Raw genomic sequence first — 19,443 nt, forward strand, 5'->3', positions numbered from 1 at the left:
TTTTATTTTAAAGAAAAAAATTCTGTTTTATTTTTTATAATTTATAATTTAAATGACCAAAAAAAATTAAAGTAGGTTATGAAAATAAACATACTTTAATTTTTTTATAATTATAAACTTATTATTTTGCCAATGTTTTTTTAGCTGTTGCTACAATTGTTTCAAACTGTTTTGGTTCATTAATCGCTAATTCAGATAACATTTTACGGTTAACTTCAATTCCTGCAAGTTTAAGACCGTTCATAAATTTTGAATAACTTAGTCCGTGTGGACGAACTGCTGCGTTAATCCTTACAATTCATAGACTTCTAAAGTCACGTTTACGATTTTTACGTCCAACAAAGGCGTAAGCCATCGAGCGAACTACTTGTTCATGGGCTTTTTTGTAACTAGATTTTTTAGTTCCGTAGTAACCTTTTGCACGTTTAATTCAACGTTTTCTTCTTGCTCTGGTTACTTTTCCAAATTTAACTCTTGCCATACCGTCTTAACCCCTCTATCCTTGTAATAAACCTTTTAGGCGTTTCATATCTGTTGAGTGAACAAAAATCACTTTTTTAAGATGTCTTTTTTGTTTTGTTGTTTTTAAATGCGCTAAGTGTGAACAGTAGGCTTGACCACGTTTTCATTTACCTGCCGCATTTTTTCTAACGCGTTTCGCTAGAGAACTTTTTGTTTTCATTTTTGGCATAAAATAACTCCTCCTCTTTTAAATTAGCCCTTTTTTGGCACTACATAAACATCCAAAAATCTTGATGTCAACTTAGGTTCTTTTTCAACCTTGCAAACGTCTTCAATAATTTTTAAAAATGCTTCCAAAGTTTTTTGCCCAAACTCCTGGTGAACAATTTCTCTTCCCTTAAATTTTAAAGAAACTTTAACACGATCTCCATTTGATAGAAATTCCCGTGCTTTTTTGGCTTTGGTTTCTAAATCGTGTTGGCCAATTCCTACCGTCAAACGAATTTCCTTATTTTCGGTTTTTGTTTGATTTTTTTTGTTTTCTTTTACCTTACGTTTTTGTTCGTATTTGAACTTTCCATAATCTAAAATTTTTGCAATTGCTGTATTATTGTCTTGTTGACCAACCTGTAATAAATCCAGATCTCTGTCCTCAGCCATTTTCAATGCATCCATTTTTGAAATTGGGCCGATTTTGTTCCCATCATTATCGATTACTAAAATCATTTTTGCCCTGATTTCTCGATTCACAAACTCTGATTTAGTCTCTCTTTTGATTTCTGCCATTAAATTCCTCCATAAAATTAAAAAATGTGCCATTTAAAGACTAATAGCACACTAAAATATTATTAACTAATTCAGTTATAATAATCAGATTTTACCGTTTCACTTAGTTTTACGGTGAGCTTGTGCTACTTCTTTAAACCTTTTTAATTATGACATATTTTAGAACAAAGTCAATCAATTTTCAAATAAATTCTAACTAAAACGCGAAATATCATCTACAAGCGGATCTTCACGACCAAAATTACGTTTTAATTGGTTCTGACTTAAAAAATCAAGATATCTCTCAGTTAGTTTTTTTAAATTATCTTTGTGCAAAGATTGCTTTTTCAAATCTATTTCTCTTTCAATTTGATAATTTAAATCTCTTAAATCTTGTTCAAATTTATACTGCTCTAATCGTAATGAAAATCGCTTTTCTTTATGATCTAAACTGAACTTATTTTCAGGAATTTTTGTTACACCTTCAAAATAATCTAAATCGATATGTTTGCATCCCACATGGTGATATCCAGCCGCAATTGCTTCACGCATTGTTGGGGCTTGAGAATGCTCATCAGCAATAATAATTACGGTATTTTCTCAAGGTCGACACAATTCGCAACTATCTTCTTCTTCTTTAACATATACAACCTTTGATAATCGAAGTGATTGTTTTTTCCCAAATCAATTATACATCCCCATATAAGGAGTATTATTCTCATTTTTAATCTTTTCGTCTAGTACTTTTTCAACGGCAACTTGCTTAGTCTGAGATTTTTTCGATATTTTATTTCAAGGAATGAAAGCCAATAAAAGCAAAACGAAAATAATTATGACTAAAATTACCCACCAAGGTAAATTGGTGATTTCATTGGAAGAATAACTAATTATTGTGTTCATTTAATACCTCATAATAATTTTGAATTTTTTCAAGATCAACATTTTGTTCTAAGTTGCATTTTAAGCATAAAAATGTTGTCTTTTGACTTAAGGTTTGCTCTTGATTTTTAGAAAGCTGAAACTTTTGATAATTTCAACAATTTTTACAAAACAAGAATAAAAAGTCGTCTGTTTTTGTTTGATTTGATGCCATTGTCTCTTCCTCTAAGTTCTTAAAAATAATAACCGATTCCCATAAAGAACATAAAAATTCCCAGGAAAAAGCCTAAAAAAATCATAAATCAGAAAAAATAATTTTGTCAAAAACTGAAGATTTTATATCTTCCATTTTCAGTTCGAAAATCCTCTTTTTCTTTATTGCGCTTTTCAAGTCATTTTCTATAAACGAAAATAAAAGCGATTCCAACGATAAGAGCGACAAAACTAAAGCCTATTAATAAGCTGCTTGTTAATTGACTCATAAAAACACCTCTTTATCAAATAATTCTTTTCTTCAATATTATAACCGAAAGTCAATCTTTTTCTATTTTAATTCTTTGAACTGATAGCGATTGTTTGGGCCAATAAAGTTAATCAAAAACTTTTCATCATCTTTAATTGTGCCAATAAAGTTATATTTTTTATCCTCATCAACGAAATCATCTTTTAAAATAATATGGCATTCCCCTTTGTAGTGACTGTCATTATTGTTTATTATGACAATATCACCAAACTGGTACTTGGGTTTTTGTCTCCCCACAGGAATACTTTCTTCTTTGTAATAAACCCTTGTCATAGTGTAACGAATAAAGCAATCGGTAATATCCATACGACGGAAATGCAAGTGATTAAATAAGATCTTTTTTTCAACATCAGAAATTTTTTGAATTATTTTTAAGTCAAAGGTGATTTCATCGCGATTTATTTCTGAAACTTGAGTTAACTCTTCTTTTGAAGCATAAGCATTTCCAAAAAAGATAACATCAATTTCATCACAATAAAATAAAATTTTGGCTTGGCTAGTAACATCAAAAAAGCGCATAAATTCCAAGGTTGGAAATTCTTTATTACCCAAAGCTGGTCCCTGAGTTCCTGTGTGACTACCAATAAAAGCTGCCGTGCTTAGGCGGTGGCTTAAATATTTTTGATTAGCTGCTTTAAAAAAGTCAAACGGAATGGCGGTGTTTTTTTGCGGATAAAAGTTATGACAACCACTTAAATGACTTTTTATCGGTTTGAAGTCCATAACGTTAGTAATTAAATGGTCGTTATTTGACATATTTAATTGGACATCGATTCCATAGCGATTGTGAGTTAGTTCAGCAATTTCACTTGGTAAACTTGGAGAATCCAGGCGAATGCAATCAATTCCCATTTCTAAACATTTTTTTGGATCATTTAAATCAATACCCAAACGCTGTAGCGAAACATTTTCAAAATCTGCAATCGTGTAAAAACCAATACTTTTAGCATATTTTAAGGACTTGTTAATTTTTTCAACTAACTCAATTGGTTGGTTATTAACATGGAAGTAGCTTGTAAATACTTGAGTATAGCCAAGTGATTTAGCCAAATCTAAATACGCTTTATCTTTTTCAAAAGTTGATTGTTCTGGATAAATTGATATTCCTAATTGTTTTTTCATATTTTGGACCTTTCTTAAAAAAACAGATTCATGGTGAATCTGTTTTTTTACAATAGTTAAAATAACTTTGTTTTAAGCACTGGTGCTAGCAACTTTTGTTGCAGCTTTTTGGGCTTTTTTTTCCATAATTTTATCTCATTTTGGTTTTAAAATTGGTACTTTAGCATCGCGTTGTTCACGAACAGCCTTAGCTTTTGTTAAATATTTTTCTTCTTTAATTTTAGCTTTTTGCATAATTGCTTCTTGACGAGTTTTTAATTTCTCTTTATCAACCATGCGTTTTTCTCAAAATTCGTTAACAGTTTCAGCATCGTTAATTGCATTTTCGGCCTTCATTTCAAGAGCCGAAACTTTGCGACCAGTAATAACTTCAAAACGGTATTCTGGATCATCATAATAACGCATTTCTAAGTTATATTTATCAATATCTGAAGCTTTTAGTTTTTTGAAGTAATTTGCATTATCAATTAAGACGAATGGGAAGTACATCACAAGACTAATTCCTAGACAAATAGTTGCTGGAATTAGCGCCATTGGGTCAAGAGAAGTAATTACCGCTCCAATAAACCATGGTGCTGTTCAAGGGGTTGCAACATATGAATATTTTACAACTCCTAAAACGTCTGGTGAGAAGACCCATCCAATAATTAAATTGAAAATTGGGGCAAAAATAAATGGTACAACATAAATTGGATTTAAAATTAATGGGTAACCAAAAATTGTTGGTTCATTAATTTGGAAGACTCCCGCAGGGGTTGCATATTTTGCAACCTCACGAAGTTCTTGACGTTTTGAAACAGCAAAGGTCATAATTAATAATCCTAAAGTTGCTCCACTTCCTCCAACATACATATAAGAATCAAAGAAAGGTTTGGTAAATACTCCCATTTGTCCTGAGGCAGCTGCTAATTCATAACCCATTGAAGTTACAAGAGTAGCATTAATACCTAAAATCATTCATCAAATTGGTTCAAAGATTCCAGCCATTAGGTTTGAACCATGAACTCCAAAGAATCAGAAGAATCCAGTAAAGAATACAAAAGCAATTCCTAAACCAATTCCCCCACTTCCTGTTGCAAAACCAATAAATCAACTTGTAAAGATTTTATAAATAAAGGCTCCAGCTCCAAATTGAGTGGCTCCAAGTGTTATTACTTGGAATGAGGCTGATAAAATATAGCCCCCGCTTTCTGAGTCAAGGTAGAACGACATTTTAGCAGCTTGATCTAATCAAGCAAAGTTCGATTTTCCTTGCAAAGCTGCAATCGCAGTAGTTCATACTGCCTGATCTGCAACACCTAAGGCATTATAAGCGTCAATAAAGGCTTTTTGATTTTCAATCGAGTTTTCTAATGCTAAAATTTGTAGCATTGGTGTTAATAAATCTTTATATTCAACAAAGGCAGCTAGCGCTCCCTTTTCAGCGAATAATAAATCAATGTTATCAGCATCAATTGAGCCAAACATTTTTCCAAATTCAGCAGAGGTTAATGTAAAGTAGCTACCACTATTTACAAATCAACCCCCCCCCAACAATTGCCATTGATAAAAAGATAACGTTAACAGCTCCAACAGCTCCCAATGTAATGACAACAGGTAGGAAAACCGCAAATGATTTTCCAACAGCTGGTGGAACACCATCTGGTAATTTAATATTTAGAGCGCGAACCCCTGAAAGATATATAAAAAATTCAGTTGCTAACAATCCAAAAATAATTGCTTGAATTAATCCAACCGCTCCCATGAAGAAAGTTATTTCCCCCATACAAGCTAGTAGGAATGCTGACAATGATACAAAACCTGCAATAATTGGTGCTTTAAATTGACGACTTAAAGCAATAAAGTATCCAAATAGAAAGGCAAAATAAACAGCCATCATTCCAACTGTAACTGTATTAATGTGGCCGAATGCCAATCCCCCAATTTTTGAGGCTTGCCCTCAACCGTTTCCTGTGTCTGCTAATAGGGCAGTTACCCCATCTCATGAAACATCAGGATTAGCAGCTTTACAAATTAGTCCTAGTATTGAAACATATCCACTACCAGCACCACCAAAAATAATTGCGTTAATTAAAATCCCGATTGAACCAGCAATAATTAACGGAATCATCGTTCCAAAAGAGTCACGAATCGCTGCTAAATGGCGTTGATTACCAACTTTTGCCATTCCTGGAACCAGAGACTCATTAATTCATTGTTTAAAAGTCCGTTTTTCTTTTGCTTTTTCACGCGACTTTTTGACATCAAATTTTTCAACTTCTGCCATGATTTTTACTCCTCTCCAAAATTTTAAAAATAATTTACTAGTAAATTATTATTTACTAATTTTTTTATAAACATCAATAAACTCTTTCGCTAACAAAATGATTGTTTGCGTTGTCAGTAATTGATCTTCTGCGTGAATAAATAGAATTGGAAAAGTTATTTTTTCTCCTCCAGCTTCAGCACTTACAATATCCATGTGAGTTTTTTCTGCTGTTAAAATCGATTTTTCAGCTTCTTCAATTAAATTCTCAGCTTCTTCAAAACGACCATTTTTGGCAGCACCAATTGCTCCCATCGCATGACCCTTTGCTTCTCCAGCAAAAGCGATTATTGTAAAGGAAATTTCCTCAAAATTTCAGGTTTTACTCATTTTATCTAACCTAACATTCTTTGGGCCATTTCGCAGGCCTCTTTTGCTTTTGCTAAAGCATAAATATTTGCCGGAATTACTTCAACCGGCTTACTTGTAAGTTTTGTTAAATCTCCTAAAGCATAGCTAACTTGTGGGCCAACCATAACAATATCCCACTCGTTAACAACTGATTTTGCTTCTTGAAGTGACATCGCCTCAATAGTTCAATCAAGACCTGTTTTACGAGCATGGTCTGTCATCTTTTTAACAAGAGTACTGGTGCTCATTCCTGCTGAACAGCATAGTAAAATTTTTTTCATTTTCTTCAATCTCCTATAAAAAATTCTATAAAACTATTATAACAATTATAGAATTTTTTTCCACTATTTTTTAAAAAAAACAAATTTTTATCAATATTATTAAAACTTTAAGAAAGGAAAACAAGGTTTTTAGAGAATCAAAAAAAACATCAACCTATAAATGTCTATCTTAGATAAATTATCAACCGCAATTAAATAATAGTGTTAAATAATAAGGGGGTTTTAACGCTATTATATTAGATAAAGTTATCTACCAAAATTGTGTAGACTAGCTTGTATAATCACCACAGCTGCCTTTTTTATTTAATTCAAAAAACCGCTTCAATTAACTAAAACATTATCATATTTATCCAAATTTCTTTGCGATACAAAAGCCAGTGAGAAATCAACACTTTTTCAAACAGCCAGTAGAAAATTTTAAGATAAATATGTTAAAATTTTTAAAGAGGTTTTTATGGTTGGAAATTTAATTTATTATTCATTTATTCCGATTGGGTTATGGATATTGTTTTATGTTATTGTCACAGTATTGGAGAGTAAATTTCAGATTTTTATGCCAAAAAAGGTTTTTTGACTTTTATTAACTTTAGTAATTGTTGCATTTATTGTGATTGGGCTTGTAATAGGCTCGCTTAATTTATAGTATTTAAAAAACCCCAGGTAAATTAATCCCTGGGGTTTTTAAATTAACACTAGCTAATGGTTAAAATAGATAATAATTTTAATTTAGCACAAGGACTAGTACTTTCACGACATAAGCGACTTTAAATTTCATAAAACCTTACGCTCGGGAGTTTCAACATTTTGAACACAAATATCTAACCTTGGATTTATAATAATTTTTTGAAAGACCTTGTCATTTAATGATTCATTTATTAGGATTTCGTATAAATATTGCTGTGCTTGAATTCTTTCTTCAAAATTTGTTCTGCCAGTCCGAATATCAACCAGCAGTATTCCTTTATTTGTTTTAAATAAAAATGGCACTTGTCCTATTAAAAAGATTTCATTTGAAATTCACAAAACTTCATTGCAATTAATTTTTGTAACATTATACTTGTAAATTAATTGATTCATTTCCGTTATAATTCTTTTTGCCAATTGTTGATGAAATTTATCCTCACAACTTTCAATAATAAGAGGAATGAGCTTGGTTTTTTTTAAAATTGAATCAGAAATTATCTTACGAACACAAAGATCTCGTTCAATTGAATTTTCGATAATTTCGGTCTTGATTTTTAAATCTAAATAAGGATAGGCTTCATTAATAATGTCGCATACTTTTGGAAGTGTAATATTGTCATTTGCATCTATATAATCTTTTAACATTTGGAAGGCATTACTTTTTTTATCTTGTATTTTAAATTCTTTGCTTTGAACATCAAAAAATACGTTTTTTAATTGATTCATAAAAACTCCTTCTATTTAAAGTTTCAGTTTTAAGGATAATTTAGAAAAATCTGCGTCATTAATAAACGCAGATTTAAAAATAATAATTTTAAAAAGTTAAATTCTAATAATCAACGTATTTACCACATTTCTCACATTGGCTGTTTGCTTTTTGAGTATGTGAACACTTGTGATGGTGATTAAAATTAGCAATTTGAAAGTTATTAGCCTTTTGATTATAACGTCCTTTTGAATTGTAAATATGACCTTGACTTGCATGAGAGCATCGGTTATGTTGACATTGACATTCATTTACTTCTCTTGAGAACACTGTGCGTTCTTTTTTAACCATTGTGTTTACACTTGGGAAGCTGTTATTAATATCATTTAAATCATTGTAGATGCGGTCAATATCTTCTTGAAGAAGCGCTATTTTTCTAGCATCAATTGTTTTGTCTTTACCTGTTAAGATTTTCAACATATTTTCGATTGAATTCATTCTTGTTTCAATTTTGTCATAGAACTCAGCGGGTTTTGGTTCGAATCTTCTTGAAACTGAGCCATTATATAATTCATTATTATCATTAATAAATTTAGAGTCAGCTACATATTTTAAGTCCAAATTATAATCATCTTCATAATCATTTTGTAAGTTTTTTAATGAAGAAACTTCTTGATTTTCGTTTTTATACTTTTCATTAGCATTTTGCAAACTATTTAATTGCTCTTTTAAATTTTCAATTTGTTTATTTGCATTTTCCATTGAATCAGCTGGTCTTGATATAGTTGGTTCAGTAAATTGATTTTTGTCTTCAAAATTTTCTTTTTCTTTTAAAGAAACTTTCTTGATAGCTATTGTAGTTTTAATAATTTTACCAAAATCGTTTACTACTTTATTTTCGTCTTTATCAAATAGTTTTTTATTTAAATATTTTTCTAAGTAAAGCTCTCCATCAATATCATAAATATTTGTGTAGTCTATTAAATCATCATAACTATTTAGAATAACTTGATTGCCATCTGAATAAAATACTGGTTGATTATTTTCGCCATATAACTTGGTTCCCAATTTTGAAATTGGCATTTCAATAAAATCGTAATTTTCACTAATTGAAGCTTGATCTTTAAAAGTTGCTTCATTTATATTTTCTTTAATCAATTCGATATTCCCAAATTCATCAACAACTTGTCTTCCAAATTGATCAAACAATTTTTTATCAAAGTTATCTTGGTTCAATTTTGAAATTTTGTTTCCAAATTCATCAAATCTGTTTCCAATTTTTGGTTGATAATCAAAAGTTATTTGCATTTGTTTACCTGTTTCATCGAAAACAGGATTTTGATTTTCATCAAATAGTTTAGTTCCCACAGCAACAACTGGTTTAAATGAAACAATAATATCTTTATTATTAGCTAAATTTGAGTCAGAGTTATTATTTGGGTTTTCAAAAGTAATGTTTTGATCATCCATGTTTTTCATCTGAGGTTTTTCATCTGGAACAAATAATAATGGTTTTTCACTTTGTTCAATTGGTGTTGCAACTTTGAAAGAATCATTTGCAACTAAAAGTTCTGGTGATACTTTTTCAGTTAAATCGCGGTCTAAAATTGGAGTACTAATTTTTTCTTCAATTTCTTTTGGCAATTGGTCAATTGAATCATTTATGTGATCATCTTCAGGTAATTTTTCAATGAAATTTTCAAAATCATCTTCTATAATTTTGATTACCGGGTTTTTTAATGTAATCTGCTTTCCTTTTTCATCAAATGCAGCCACACCATCTTTTGTAACAAGAGACTTGTCCTTTTCAAAAGTAACGATTTCTCCCGATTCATTATAAACTTCCCCTGTAAATGATACTAAATCTTTTGAAGTTATTATTCTTTCGCCTTTTTCGTTGAAAGCGGGGGTTCCTAGTTTCGTAAACAATGGTTCACCAACACCAACAACTTGGGTTTTTACGTATTTAACTTCTTCTCCATTTGGTTTTGTTGCAACCTTAATTTCATCTCTGAAAACTTCAATCGTTTTTTCTTCGATTACAGGTTTTCCTGACGCCTTAAAAATTAAAGTTCCTTTACTATCAAATAGTGATTTATCAACATTTGATTCTTCGGGTTTAAATAGCAGCTCGCTATTTTCATCAAAAACAGGTTCATTTATTTTTAGCGAGCTTGTTGATAGTAGCGGCTCTCCGTTTGATTTGAAAACCGGTCTTCCATCTTTTGTAAATATTTTTTCGCCAATTTTAGCAACAGGATTTTTAACAATAACTTTAACAAGATCTAAATCTTCTGTTAATGAATTAATTTCTTGGTTTTTTTGTTCTTTAGTTTCTTCTGGGTAAACTTCTTTTATTGATTGATTTTCTAATTTTTCTTCAAAATCAGTTTGACTAATTAAGAGTTTCTTTTGAGTAACTGGAGTTCCAGTAAAATCAATAACTAGTTTTCCCATTTTTGAATATAAAGCTTTGCCATTATTAAAGTTCTGAGGATCTTTTAACAAGTTATCCCCTTTACTATTAAAAATATTTCCACGAATTGGCTCTATTGTCCCGCTCATTAATAAGGGGTTGTTTTTTTCATCAAAAACTTGTTCTCCATTTTTAGTAAATAAAGGTTGGCCTTTTTCTAGAATTGGCTCTAATATGTATTCAATTTTATTTCCGTTTTCGTCTAATTCTGAATTAATTAAATCAGAATTTATAACCAATTTTTCTAATTTTTTTATTATTTTTCCAGTTGAATCATAAATTAGTTCACCATCTTTAGAAAAGAGTGATAAGTTAGTATCTTTGTTATTAGCATCTAAAAGAACTTCACCATTTTCATTGTAAATTGTTTTTGTGATGATTAAAGTTTCCTTTGTAACTTTTAGTTTGAAACCTTTAGAATCAAAAGCTTGTTTACCCTGTCTTGTAAAAATTTCAGTACCCATCGGTACAATTGGTGATTCAACAAAAATCTCTTTAGGGGACGCAATGTTTGTCAACTCGACTTCGGATTCTTCATCAACTTCACTTTCCAAATCGTTTTCAAATTCCCCGTCTTTTTCTTCAGACAATTCAACAGATTCAGGAATAGTTTCATGGAAATCAAACTCATCGCTATTTGTTTTTTCAGAATCTGTATTTTTAATTTCGTCCTTTTCAATTTCGGGATTTAATTCCGTTTTTATTTCATTTACAAAGTTAATTATTGGTTGTTTAAAAACTTTTTGTTGACCTTTGTCATCAAAAGCAACTGATCCATCCTCGGTTACAAGAGTTTTGTCATCTCCTAAAATTAATACTCTACCTTTTTTATCATAAATAGTTTCTGGAACTACGTCTAAAGTTTTTGAAGATAGTAATTGTTTTCTGTTTGAATCAAAAACTGGTTTACCACTTTTAGTAAATAATAACTGCCCATCTTCGATAACAGGAGTTGTTATAAACTGAACTTCTTCACCATTTGGTTTTGTAGCGGTTTTTATTTGATCAACTCTCAATTTTAAAGTTTCCTCTTTAGTAACTGGTTTTCCATTAGCTTTAAATAATTGAATTCCGTTTTTATCAAATAATGATTTATCTGAATCAATGTCATCCATATCAAATAGAATTCTATTTTTACTGTCAAAGACAACATCACTTATTTTTAAATTACTTGTTGTGACTAGTTGATTCTTGTTTTCATCAAAGACTGGTTTACCATCTTTTGTGAAAATTGGGGTTCCTATTTTAGCAATTGGGGTTTTAATTACAACTTCTTTATATTCTGGATTAGTAAGGACATCCAAATTAGGGGTTTCTTTTAATTTTTGGATTTTGACTTCATCATAATTTAGTTTTTGTCCATTTAAATCTGTAACTTGAACTTTTGACTTTGTAAAAGTTACTCTTGCTAAATTTAAATGATTTTTTGATAAATAAGGTTGTTTTCCTTTTTTGTCAACAACTTCACTTCAATCTATTTCTTCCAAATTATCTGAAACTAAAAGTGGCTGTTTTTTTCCTTTGAATAACTGAATTCCTTCAACGTTAAGCAACTGGCTGTTCTCATCAATTATTTTTCTAAACTCTAAAACAGGATCACCATTTTTATCAAAAACTTTTTCTTGAGCAAAATTATATAATGACTTATCTAAGACTTTTTTTGACTCATCAAAAACCAGCCTAAAGCTAGAATCAAATACATCTCCTGATGTAATAGATTTTAGTTTTTGAGAAACTTGTAGGACTTGTCCGTCAACATCAAAAACTAATTTACCCTTCTTGGTAAATAAAATGGTTCCCATCGGCGCCATTACTGGCTCTTCTGTTCTTGTAAATTCCAAATTTTCTTCAAAAGAGTTTTCTTCCAAGCTTACTTCGCTTAGATCAATATTTTCTGGTTCTGGTTCTTTAAATTCTTTTTCAACAAAGTTTTCGATTTCCACAGGTACAAATTTTGGATCTCCTACCTCTAAAATATCGGTTTTAATTATGGCTCCAAAGTAGTCATAAACTTGTTCTCCAGACTTGTTAAACAAAGCAAGTCCCAAGTTTTTTTCTTGACGATTTTCAAAAAATGGTTTGCCCTTTTTATCAAAAACAAGACTTTCATCTAATTTTTCTAGATCACTTGAAACTACTAGTTGGTCACGATTTTCATCAAATACTGGTTTTCCGTATTCATTAAACAATAAGGTACCATCTTCAAAAGCGTTGTTTTTTTCAAATTTAATTAATCTTTTATCGTTTACTGCAACTTCAACTATTTTAGTTAGTGGTTTTCCTGAGCTATCAATTACTAAGTTATTATTGATATCAAATAATTGCACAGCTTTATTTTTTTTATGAATTCTTTTGCCTTTTTTATCAAAAATATTTATATAATCAAGTTTTAATAAATCCCCATTAGTTTGTAACGGTTGCTTATTAATATCAAAAACAGGTTCACCTTTTTTGTCAAACAGCAATATTCCGGCATCAAACATTGGTCGCTCTAGTGAAACTAATTTTTTGTTAGCTTCTTGAATTTCCATTTCGGTTGAACTTCCTGGCAGTTTCTTATCGACTGCTTGGTAATATTGGACTGCTGGGGTTCCTTTCAGGTCTTTTATGTTTTTATCTGATTTTAAGATGTCTCAAACTTTGAATCCTTCATAATTAAATAATGCAAATGAGTGCGGGAATTTTTCTTCACGACTATTTAGAATGTGACCATTGATATCAAAAATTTCTGTTTCCAAAATTTCTGTTATTTGACCATCATTTTCTAATTGTTTACCATTGATATCAAATACTGGATTTCCATGTCAATCATATAACTTGATTGATTTTTTTTCCATTAAAGTTTCTGTTGGTTCAATAATTTGATTTTCAACTTCTGTTAATTTCTCTAATTGAACTGGTAGTTTATTTCCTTGCTCGTCATAAACTTGATCTCCAAGTCAGTTAAACAAAGAATAGCCGCAAGGTAAATCTTTATCATCTGCAAATAGCAACTCAAAGTTTTGGTCATAAACATTATTTATGTCTAATTTATCTAATGCATTTTTTGAAGTTAGTTGTAATTTTTGGCTGTCAAAAACCGGGTTCCCATTTCAATCAAACAAGGCTTGTTCTTTAATCACTTCATCGACGGCATCCGCTGATTTAGCTTCTTTCATTTTACTTTTAACATTTTTTCAGTTGAAGTTAAATTCATCATTTGTGATTGTGTCTTCAATGGTGTCAATTGGAAACGCTAAATCATTTGGCGCTGTAGTTTTAAGTTCTGTTGACGGAATTGTAACTTCCAAATCATCACGGTCTTCTATTGTATATTCTTCAAAACCAACAAAATCATCTAGTACATTTTGAGTGTCTTGAATATTTCTGATAACCTTCTTATGGATAATTTCGTAAGCTTCCATTTTGTTAGCAAAATTTCCATCAGACAAGTCAAATTCTTCTGAATCGGTTTTATCAATAAAAGGAACTCCTGCTTCATTTGAGAATTTAATTTGAGCTGAATCTTCAGAATCTTCTTGATAATATTTTTTCCCATATACATTTGAGAAATAATCAATTTTTGCCACCAAATAACGATCGGCTAGTCGTAATTCTTCACAAACATCATTGACATCTTTTACAAGATAGTTGTATTCATTTTGAATTTTGCGAATTTTTTGCTCAGAAACTAATCCGTCAGTTATTAAGTCAATGTTACGGTTATGCAAAATTTTTAAATTATTAATCTCTTCTAATCAATAAGAGTACATGCGTTGGTATTTGTGGTTATTCACTCGTGAAGGATCATAAATTGGTCCAACAATGCTGTCAAAGTCAATTTCATTACTTTTGTCTACAACTGTTGTGTCAATTTGAGCTTTATTATTAATATAATCTTCATTTAAATAATCAACCTTGGCAACAATAAAATTACTTGCTAATTGTAAAAATTCAGCAATTTCATTTACCTTAATTACCTTTTGATTATAAAGGTTTGATTCGCGACGAATCTTTAAAACTTCTCATTCTCCCGAACGAATCATTGTTATATTGTGGTTATTAATTTTTTTTAAGTCATTAATTAATTCTAATCATTCGATAAATACTTTTTGATATTTACGACACAAAATTTTTGAAGGTTCTGTGATGGGACCCTTTATATCTTGAAACTTAATTCGACGGTTTTTGTAATTTGCTGTGGTATCAAAAAGTTCCCCAGCTGAGGTAAATGAGCTATTCAAATAGTCAACATAAGCTACTAAAAAAGAATTTGACAACTTCAGTAATTTAGCCATTTTATTTATAGAAAAAGCCATATCATTGTGACTGTTTTGTAATTTAGTTAATTGACTTGGTTTCAAATTTTGAATTTTTATTTTTGAAATATTTTTGTTATTCAAAATGTGTAAAAATTCAACTTTTTCCATTCAGTTTAAATAAAGCTTGTGATAGCGACTATTATTAATCTTTCATGGTTCTTCGACTGGTCACTTAATTTCTCTTAAACTTACTTTTGGAGTATCTAAGCTATCATTTTCTTTTAATTTAACTTTTGTGTATGATTTAACAAACGAACTTTTCATTTTTAAAACCCCTTTTCTCTATAATGCTATTACCATTTACCTTGATCTTTTTTATAAGATTTTTTGTATTTTGAATTTGGCTTTTCTAATTTTTCATCCCAGCTTCCAAAACGAATTTTTCAGCTTCGACGGCCCTCTTTGTTTACTTCTTTTTCAAATTTTTTCTCTTCACGATAAATTAAAATTAGATTACGCTCTTCTGAATAGTTATTTAATGCATCAACGTCATGTAAAATTATTTCTAACAAGATTAATGCAATAAATAAGCAGCCCGCTAGAGGTAAAACAACTAGTTGTCCAAAAATTAATGCAAAAATTATTATAAAAATCATATAAATTTTAACAAACGGTAAGGAAATTTTTTGACGTCGCTTAATTCTAACAAATTCAACAATCGACAGGATTACTAGAATTCCGGCAAATGTTATATATGCAACTGGCAAAGCTACATAAAAGTATTTATAAGTGGTTGGAACCATCGAATCAATACCCAAAGCTTTTACACCCAATCATTGTTTTGTTAAAATATCACTTATTTTTGCTAATAAAGTTCCATTTGAAAGTGATTCAGCATACATTATTATAATAGCTCCAGCTATTAGAGATAGTGCCCCAATGAAAACGATTATTCAAGCAGCAATTGCAAGTCTTTTAAACATAAAGATATTTCCTTTCTTCTAAAAAATTTATTTTTTTCTTTCAAATGGGTTAAAAACTCCTGGTCGAGCATTTGAATTACTATTTGCATCCATGAGTATTTCTGGATCAAAGATAGTTTCATCAACACCATCACTTCTTCTTAAAAACGAAGAGCGAACAACTTTAGGTTCTTCAACAACCTCTTCTTCAATAACAGGCTCTGGAGTGTAATGACCAAAAAGCGGCCCTAAATCTAATTCTGTATTTTCTCTAATGGTAGGGTCATCATAAATAACTCTTTCGCTTTCGAATTTCTTTTGTTCCCTTTCGGCTTTCTTTTCAGCCTTAGCTTTTTTAGTTATAAATTCATTGATTCTTTGAGTCGGTATTTCGATTGTCTGAGTTGAACCAAAATTCGGAATTTTAACATTTAACAATTCTGTAATCGGCTTGTTTTTTTCTTTAATTGGTGTGATTGGTTGTGGGTCCATCTTAGGTTGGGGCTGTTGTACTTGTTGGGGTTTTATATAACTATTTCTTACTGGTTCAAAATTATGTTTTTGTTGTGCATAGTTATTTTGGGGAAGCTCAACTGTTTCTTGCACAAGTTGATTTGCAATTTCGCGGGCTAACTCATCTTCTTTTACTCTTGGCTTTGGAGGACAAACAGCCAGTTTTGGGGCTTCATTAAAGAAGTTTTCCTCTTCAACATCATCTAAAATATAACCAGTTTCATTAAAATTATCAAAATGTTCAAAAAACATTGTCTCATTTTGATCTAATTCAGAAGGATATAACAAGTTTCTGCAATCAACTAATCCATCAAAAAGTGTGTATCAATTTTTAATGTAGTCACCTATATAGTTTTGATAATGACTTGTGATTAAACTTGGGTTAATTTCAATTAAAACTTTAATGTTTGTCACGCGTTCAAATACCGTTGTAACAAATGAAACCATTTTATTTACATCATCAAATTGTAAACCTCTAAAATCTTTAACTAAAATTACTAATGGTCGGCGATAATTATATGCCTGAAAAACATCATTAAATTCAAGTCGAATCGCTTCTAATGGATCATCAAAATCTAGACTCTCTTCAAAATCAAAACAATAATCACTATCACCTTTGCCATAATTTAGGGCTGAAAGCAATATAGAAATTCTTTCTCATAAAACTTTTTTGTCCTCAATTTTAACTAGAGGTAAATGGTTTATGATTTGTTTTAGTAGGAAAGAAAATGGTGCACTATATAGAAACACTTTTTTGGCTTCAATCGAAATGACATCCATTGGACCAGCACCTGATTTAATAGCAAAAATTTGATTTCCAACTTCGTCTTGGTTTCCTAATAACCCAAAAAATTGCTTTCTTGAATGAGTGTTTACTAAAGCATCTATCACATCATCGATTGCCATTGTTTTTAAATTAATTTTTCTTCGGTTTTGAGAATTATTACTATTATAGTTTTCTCTTCTTAAGTTGTTGTCTGAGCTTTTTCTCTCTGAATTACTTAATGAAGTTGACTGGTTTGTTTTATTATTCATTTTAAAGCCCTCCATATTACATTTATAATTATAGCACAGATTTTGCATTTTTTTTACATTATTGTTGCATTAGGAGTTATAGTTTGGTATTATATACACTATCTTTTTTTAGTTAAATCACTAAAATTTATAATTCTAGAGGGTTGATTATTAAGTTTTTCGGTATAAAATACCGCAGTTGCATCTAAAATAATATTTGCAAATAGGTTCTTATCATCTAAATAGTTAGTTTGGCTAAAGTTGGCACTTGTTGAAAAAATTGGCCCGGTCTCATTTATAATTGCTCTTAAATCAGGTTTTTTCACCATTCGCAAGGCAATTGTTGAGTTTTCTTGGTCAATTCTTTGGCAAATAACAGTTGTTGGCTCTTTGCTTTCAAATAATTTTTTTAATTCAGGGGTTAGCTTAACAAAATTGCGGATTTGTAAATAGTCACAAAATAAAACAATTAAAGGTTTTTTTGCGTTGCTCCCTTTAAGGTTATTTATTTTAGTCTGATTTGAAATACTAAAGAGCGCTGAAATTCCATAAATAGTATCTGTGGGAATTACAACGATTTTGTCATTTTTTATTTGATTTATTATTTCTGATATTTGAATTTTGTTTAGCAGCATTTTATTTCGTTCCTTCACTTTGTATAAATTAGTTAACCTCTTTAAAACAATTTATGTCTTTTTTGGCCTCAAACTTTTCTTTTCATTTCTAATTAAATAAACTTTGTGGCCTGTTATTGCTGTTGTTGTTATGGCAAATGAAAGAGAAATAATTGTTTCGGCAATAAACTCATTACGCTCTAGTCATAAACTTTTGATAGTTGAATTAGTATTTGAAAAGTCAATAAAATTTATTTTAAAAATAGAGTGAGGCCCAAGAGAAATGGCAAAGAAATTTTGATAAAATATTCCCGCATCACCTTGGCCATTTTCTGAATTCAAGAATTTTTGGCAAAGTTCAAGAAAACTTTGCCTAATGCCAAGATCTTGATTCCAGATTTTAACTAAATTATTTAAAGTTATTTTTGAATAAGTTGCTGCAATGATAGTGAAAAACAATTCAGCAATAAATATTGCAAACTGAATTAAATAAATATTGTTGCTAGTGTCTTCATTTCTGATGTATACTGAAATGAATATAATCATTGTTGCCATTGTTAATCCAACAGCAATGATTGGTAATTGAATTAAAACGAAATAAGATGAAGGTATTTGGTTTGCATGATCTATAAAATTATTAAAGTTTTCATCATCTGTTACGATTTTAGGTACCAAATAATTTCAATTAGCAAAATTTGAAATTCGACCCGAGGTAGTTGAAATACTTATTGCATAGATTACTTGTGGCAAAATTAAAATAGTAGAAAAAACAATCATTAAAATTGAAACGTTTTTTTCTGAGACAACAAATAATCGATTATAGATTTTTTTTAGAAAAGATTCGCCAAATTGACTTTTTTTCAAATTCGTTTCAATTATTTTTTGAATATTATTATCATTATATTTTTTTCCAAATAATAAATCCTGTAAAGAAATGAAAGAAATAATGACCACAACCGATTGGGCGAATAGCATTCATCAAACATCCTTGTTTGTCAATCAATTAAATATTATTTTATTTGAGTAATTAATCGTAAATTGAGTTTTGATTTCAATCATTGCTCTTCAGGCTTCTAAATTTTCAGTATCTTCATAATTATTATAATGATTTGTTAAATTTTGATATTTAAAAAATAATTGAAACGTTGCGTATTCGTTTTGTGCAAAAGTAATTAAAATAATAAATAGTATTAGAAAAAATAAAATAACGGAAATATATGCTGCCTTAACGTTAAAATTTATTCGAGAATTTCTTAAAATAAGCCCGAAAAAGATAACCATCATTATTGCCAAAGCAAAAAAAGAAAAGGCGGTTCATTGAACAAAATAAATTAATTTAGGGTTGTTTAACTCGCTTGATAGAATTGGTTTTAAGGTATTATATTTTTCTAAATAAATCAATAAATTAGCATTTGTATGAGTAATAAAAATAAAAATAAAACTTGGAACTGCAATTACAATCATAAAAAAAGTTACTAAAAAAATAACTTTAAAGCAGTGAGGGTTTTTTAAATTATTACCTAATGCATTATTTTCCATAAAGCT

General features: G+C 29.9%; 17 protein-coding genes. All 17 read right to left on the reverse strand.

What is annotated here, in order from left to right:
* Positions 1-121: 121 nt before the first annotated feature.
* Positions 122-481: a 50S ribosomal protein L20 gene (gene rplT, locus SSABA_RS04160; protein WP_025251335.1), complete on the reverse strand. Its 360-nt coding sequence runs from the start codon at positions 479-481 to the stop codon at positions 122-124.
* A gap of 15 nt (positions 482-496) precedes the next feature.
* Positions 497-691: a 50S ribosomal protein L35 gene (gene rpmI / locus SSABA_RS04165; RefSeq protein ID WP_025251336.1), complete on the reverse strand. Its 195-nt coding sequence runs from the start codon at positions 689-691 to the stop codon at positions 497-499.
* A gap of 23 nt (positions 692-714) precedes the next feature.
* On the reverse strand, positions 715-1,248 hold the full coding sequence (infC, locus tag SSABA_RS04170; RefSeq protein WP_025251337.1) for a translation initiation factor IF-3: 534 nt from the start codon (positions 1,246-1,248) through the stop codon (positions 715-717).
* 192 nt (positions 1,249-1,440) lie between these two features.
* Positions 1,441-2,127 (reverse strand): phage minor capsid protein, encoded by a 687-nt coding sequence (locus SSABA_RS04175; protein WP_025251338.1) that lies wholly within the window; start codon positions 2,125-2,127, stop codon positions 1,441-1,443.
* Complete coding sequence (locus SSABA_RS04180; protein WP_025251339.1) at positions 2,111-2,320, reverse strand: hypothetical protein; 210 nt, start codon at positions 2,318-2,320, stop codon at positions 2,111-2,113. The genes SSABA_RS04175 and SSABA_RS04180 overlap by 17 nt, the downstream gene beginning before the upstream one ends.
* A 19-nt stretch (positions 2,321-2,339) precedes the next feature.
* Entirely contained in the window at positions 2,340-2,588 is a 249-nt protein-coding gene (locus SSABA_RS04185; protein ID WP_025251340.1) for a hypothetical protein, read from the reverse strand.
* Positions 2,589-2,650: 62 nt separating this feature from the next.
* Positions 2,651-3,751 (reverse strand): DUF871 domain-containing protein, encoded by a 1,101-nt coding sequence (locus SSABA_RS04190; RefSeq protein ID WP_025251341.1) that lies wholly within the window; start codon positions 3,749-3,751, stop codon positions 2,651-2,653.
* Positions 3,752-3,823: 72 nt separating this feature from the next.
* The gene (locus tag SSABA_RS05025; protein WP_158500005.1) at positions 3,824-5,284 is read right to left on the reverse strand and encodes a PTS transporter subunit EIIC; all 1,461 of its coding nucleotides are present in this window, start codon (positions 5,282-5,284) and stop codon (positions 3,824-3,826) included.
* Positions 5,259-6,017, reverse strand: coding sequence for a PTS transporter subunit EIIC (locus SSABA_RS04200; RefSeq protein WP_051464719.1), 759 nt, complete (start codon positions 6,015-6,017; stop codon positions 5,259-5,261). Before SSABA_RS04200 ends, SSABA_RS05025 begins: the two co-directional genes overlap by 26 nt.
* Before the next feature lie 48 nt (positions 6,018-6,065).
* Positions 6,066-6,386 carry a PTS lactose/cellobiose transporter subunit IIA gene (locus tag SSABA_RS04205; protein WP_025251342.1) on the reverse strand — a complete coding sequence of 107 codons (321 nt, stop codon included), beginning with the start codon at positions 6,384-6,386 and terminating at the stop codon, positions 6,066-6,068.
* 5 nt (positions 6,387-6,391) lie between these two features.
* The gene (locus tag SSABA_RS04210) at positions 6,392-6,688 is read right to left on the reverse strand and encodes a PTS sugar transporter subunit IIB (protein ID WP_025251343.1); all 297 of its coding nucleotides are present in this window, start codon (positions 6,686-6,688) and stop codon (positions 6,392-6,394) included.
* A gap of 738 nt (positions 6,689-7,426) precedes the next feature.
* The gene (locus SSABA_RS04220) at positions 7,427-8,098 is read right to left on the reverse strand and encodes a hypothetical protein (RefSeq protein WP_025251345.1); all 672 of its coding nucleotides are present in this window, start codon (positions 8,096-8,098) and stop codon (positions 7,427-7,429) included.
* Between the two features lie 103 nt (positions 8,099-8,201).
* Positions 8,202-15,119, reverse strand: coding sequence for a hypothetical protein (locus SSABA_RS04225; protein ID WP_025251346.1), 6,918 nt, complete (start codon positions 15,117-15,119; stop codon positions 8,202-8,204).
* 29 nt (positions 15,120-15,148) lie between these two features.
* Entirely contained in the window at positions 15,149-15,778 is a 630-nt protein-coding gene (locus tag SSABA_RS04230) for a hypothetical protein (RefSeq protein ID WP_025251347.1), read from the reverse strand.
* 27 nt (positions 15,779-15,805) lie between these two features.
* Positions 15,806-17,305: a hypothetical protein gene (locus SSABA_RS04235; RefSeq protein WP_025251348.1), complete on the reverse strand. Its 1,500-nt coding sequence runs from the start codon at positions 17,303-17,305 to the stop codon at positions 15,806-15,808.
* Positions 17,306-17,403: 98 nt separating this feature from the next.
* Positions 17,404-17,919, reverse strand: a complete 516-nt coding sequence (locus SSABA_RS04240) for an L-threonylcarbamoyladenylate synthase (RefSeq protein WP_051464721.1) — start codon at positions 17,917-17,919, stop codon at positions 17,404-17,406.
* A 51-nt stretch (positions 17,920-17,970) separates the two neighbouring features.
* On the reverse strand, positions 17,971-19,437 hold the full coding sequence (locus tag SSABA_RS04245) for a hypothetical protein (protein ID WP_025251350.1): 1,467 nt from the start codon (positions 19,435-19,437) through the stop codon (positions 17,971-17,973).
* Between the last annotated feature and the right edge of the window lie 6 nt (positions 19,438-19,443).

Origin of the sequence: Spiroplasma sabaudiense Ar-1343, from assembly GCF_000565215.1 — a bacterium.
Taxonomy (GTDB): domain Bacteria; phylum Bacillota_I; class Bacilli_A; order Mycoplasmatales; family Mycoplasmataceae; genus Spiroplasma_B; species Spiroplasma_B sabaudiense.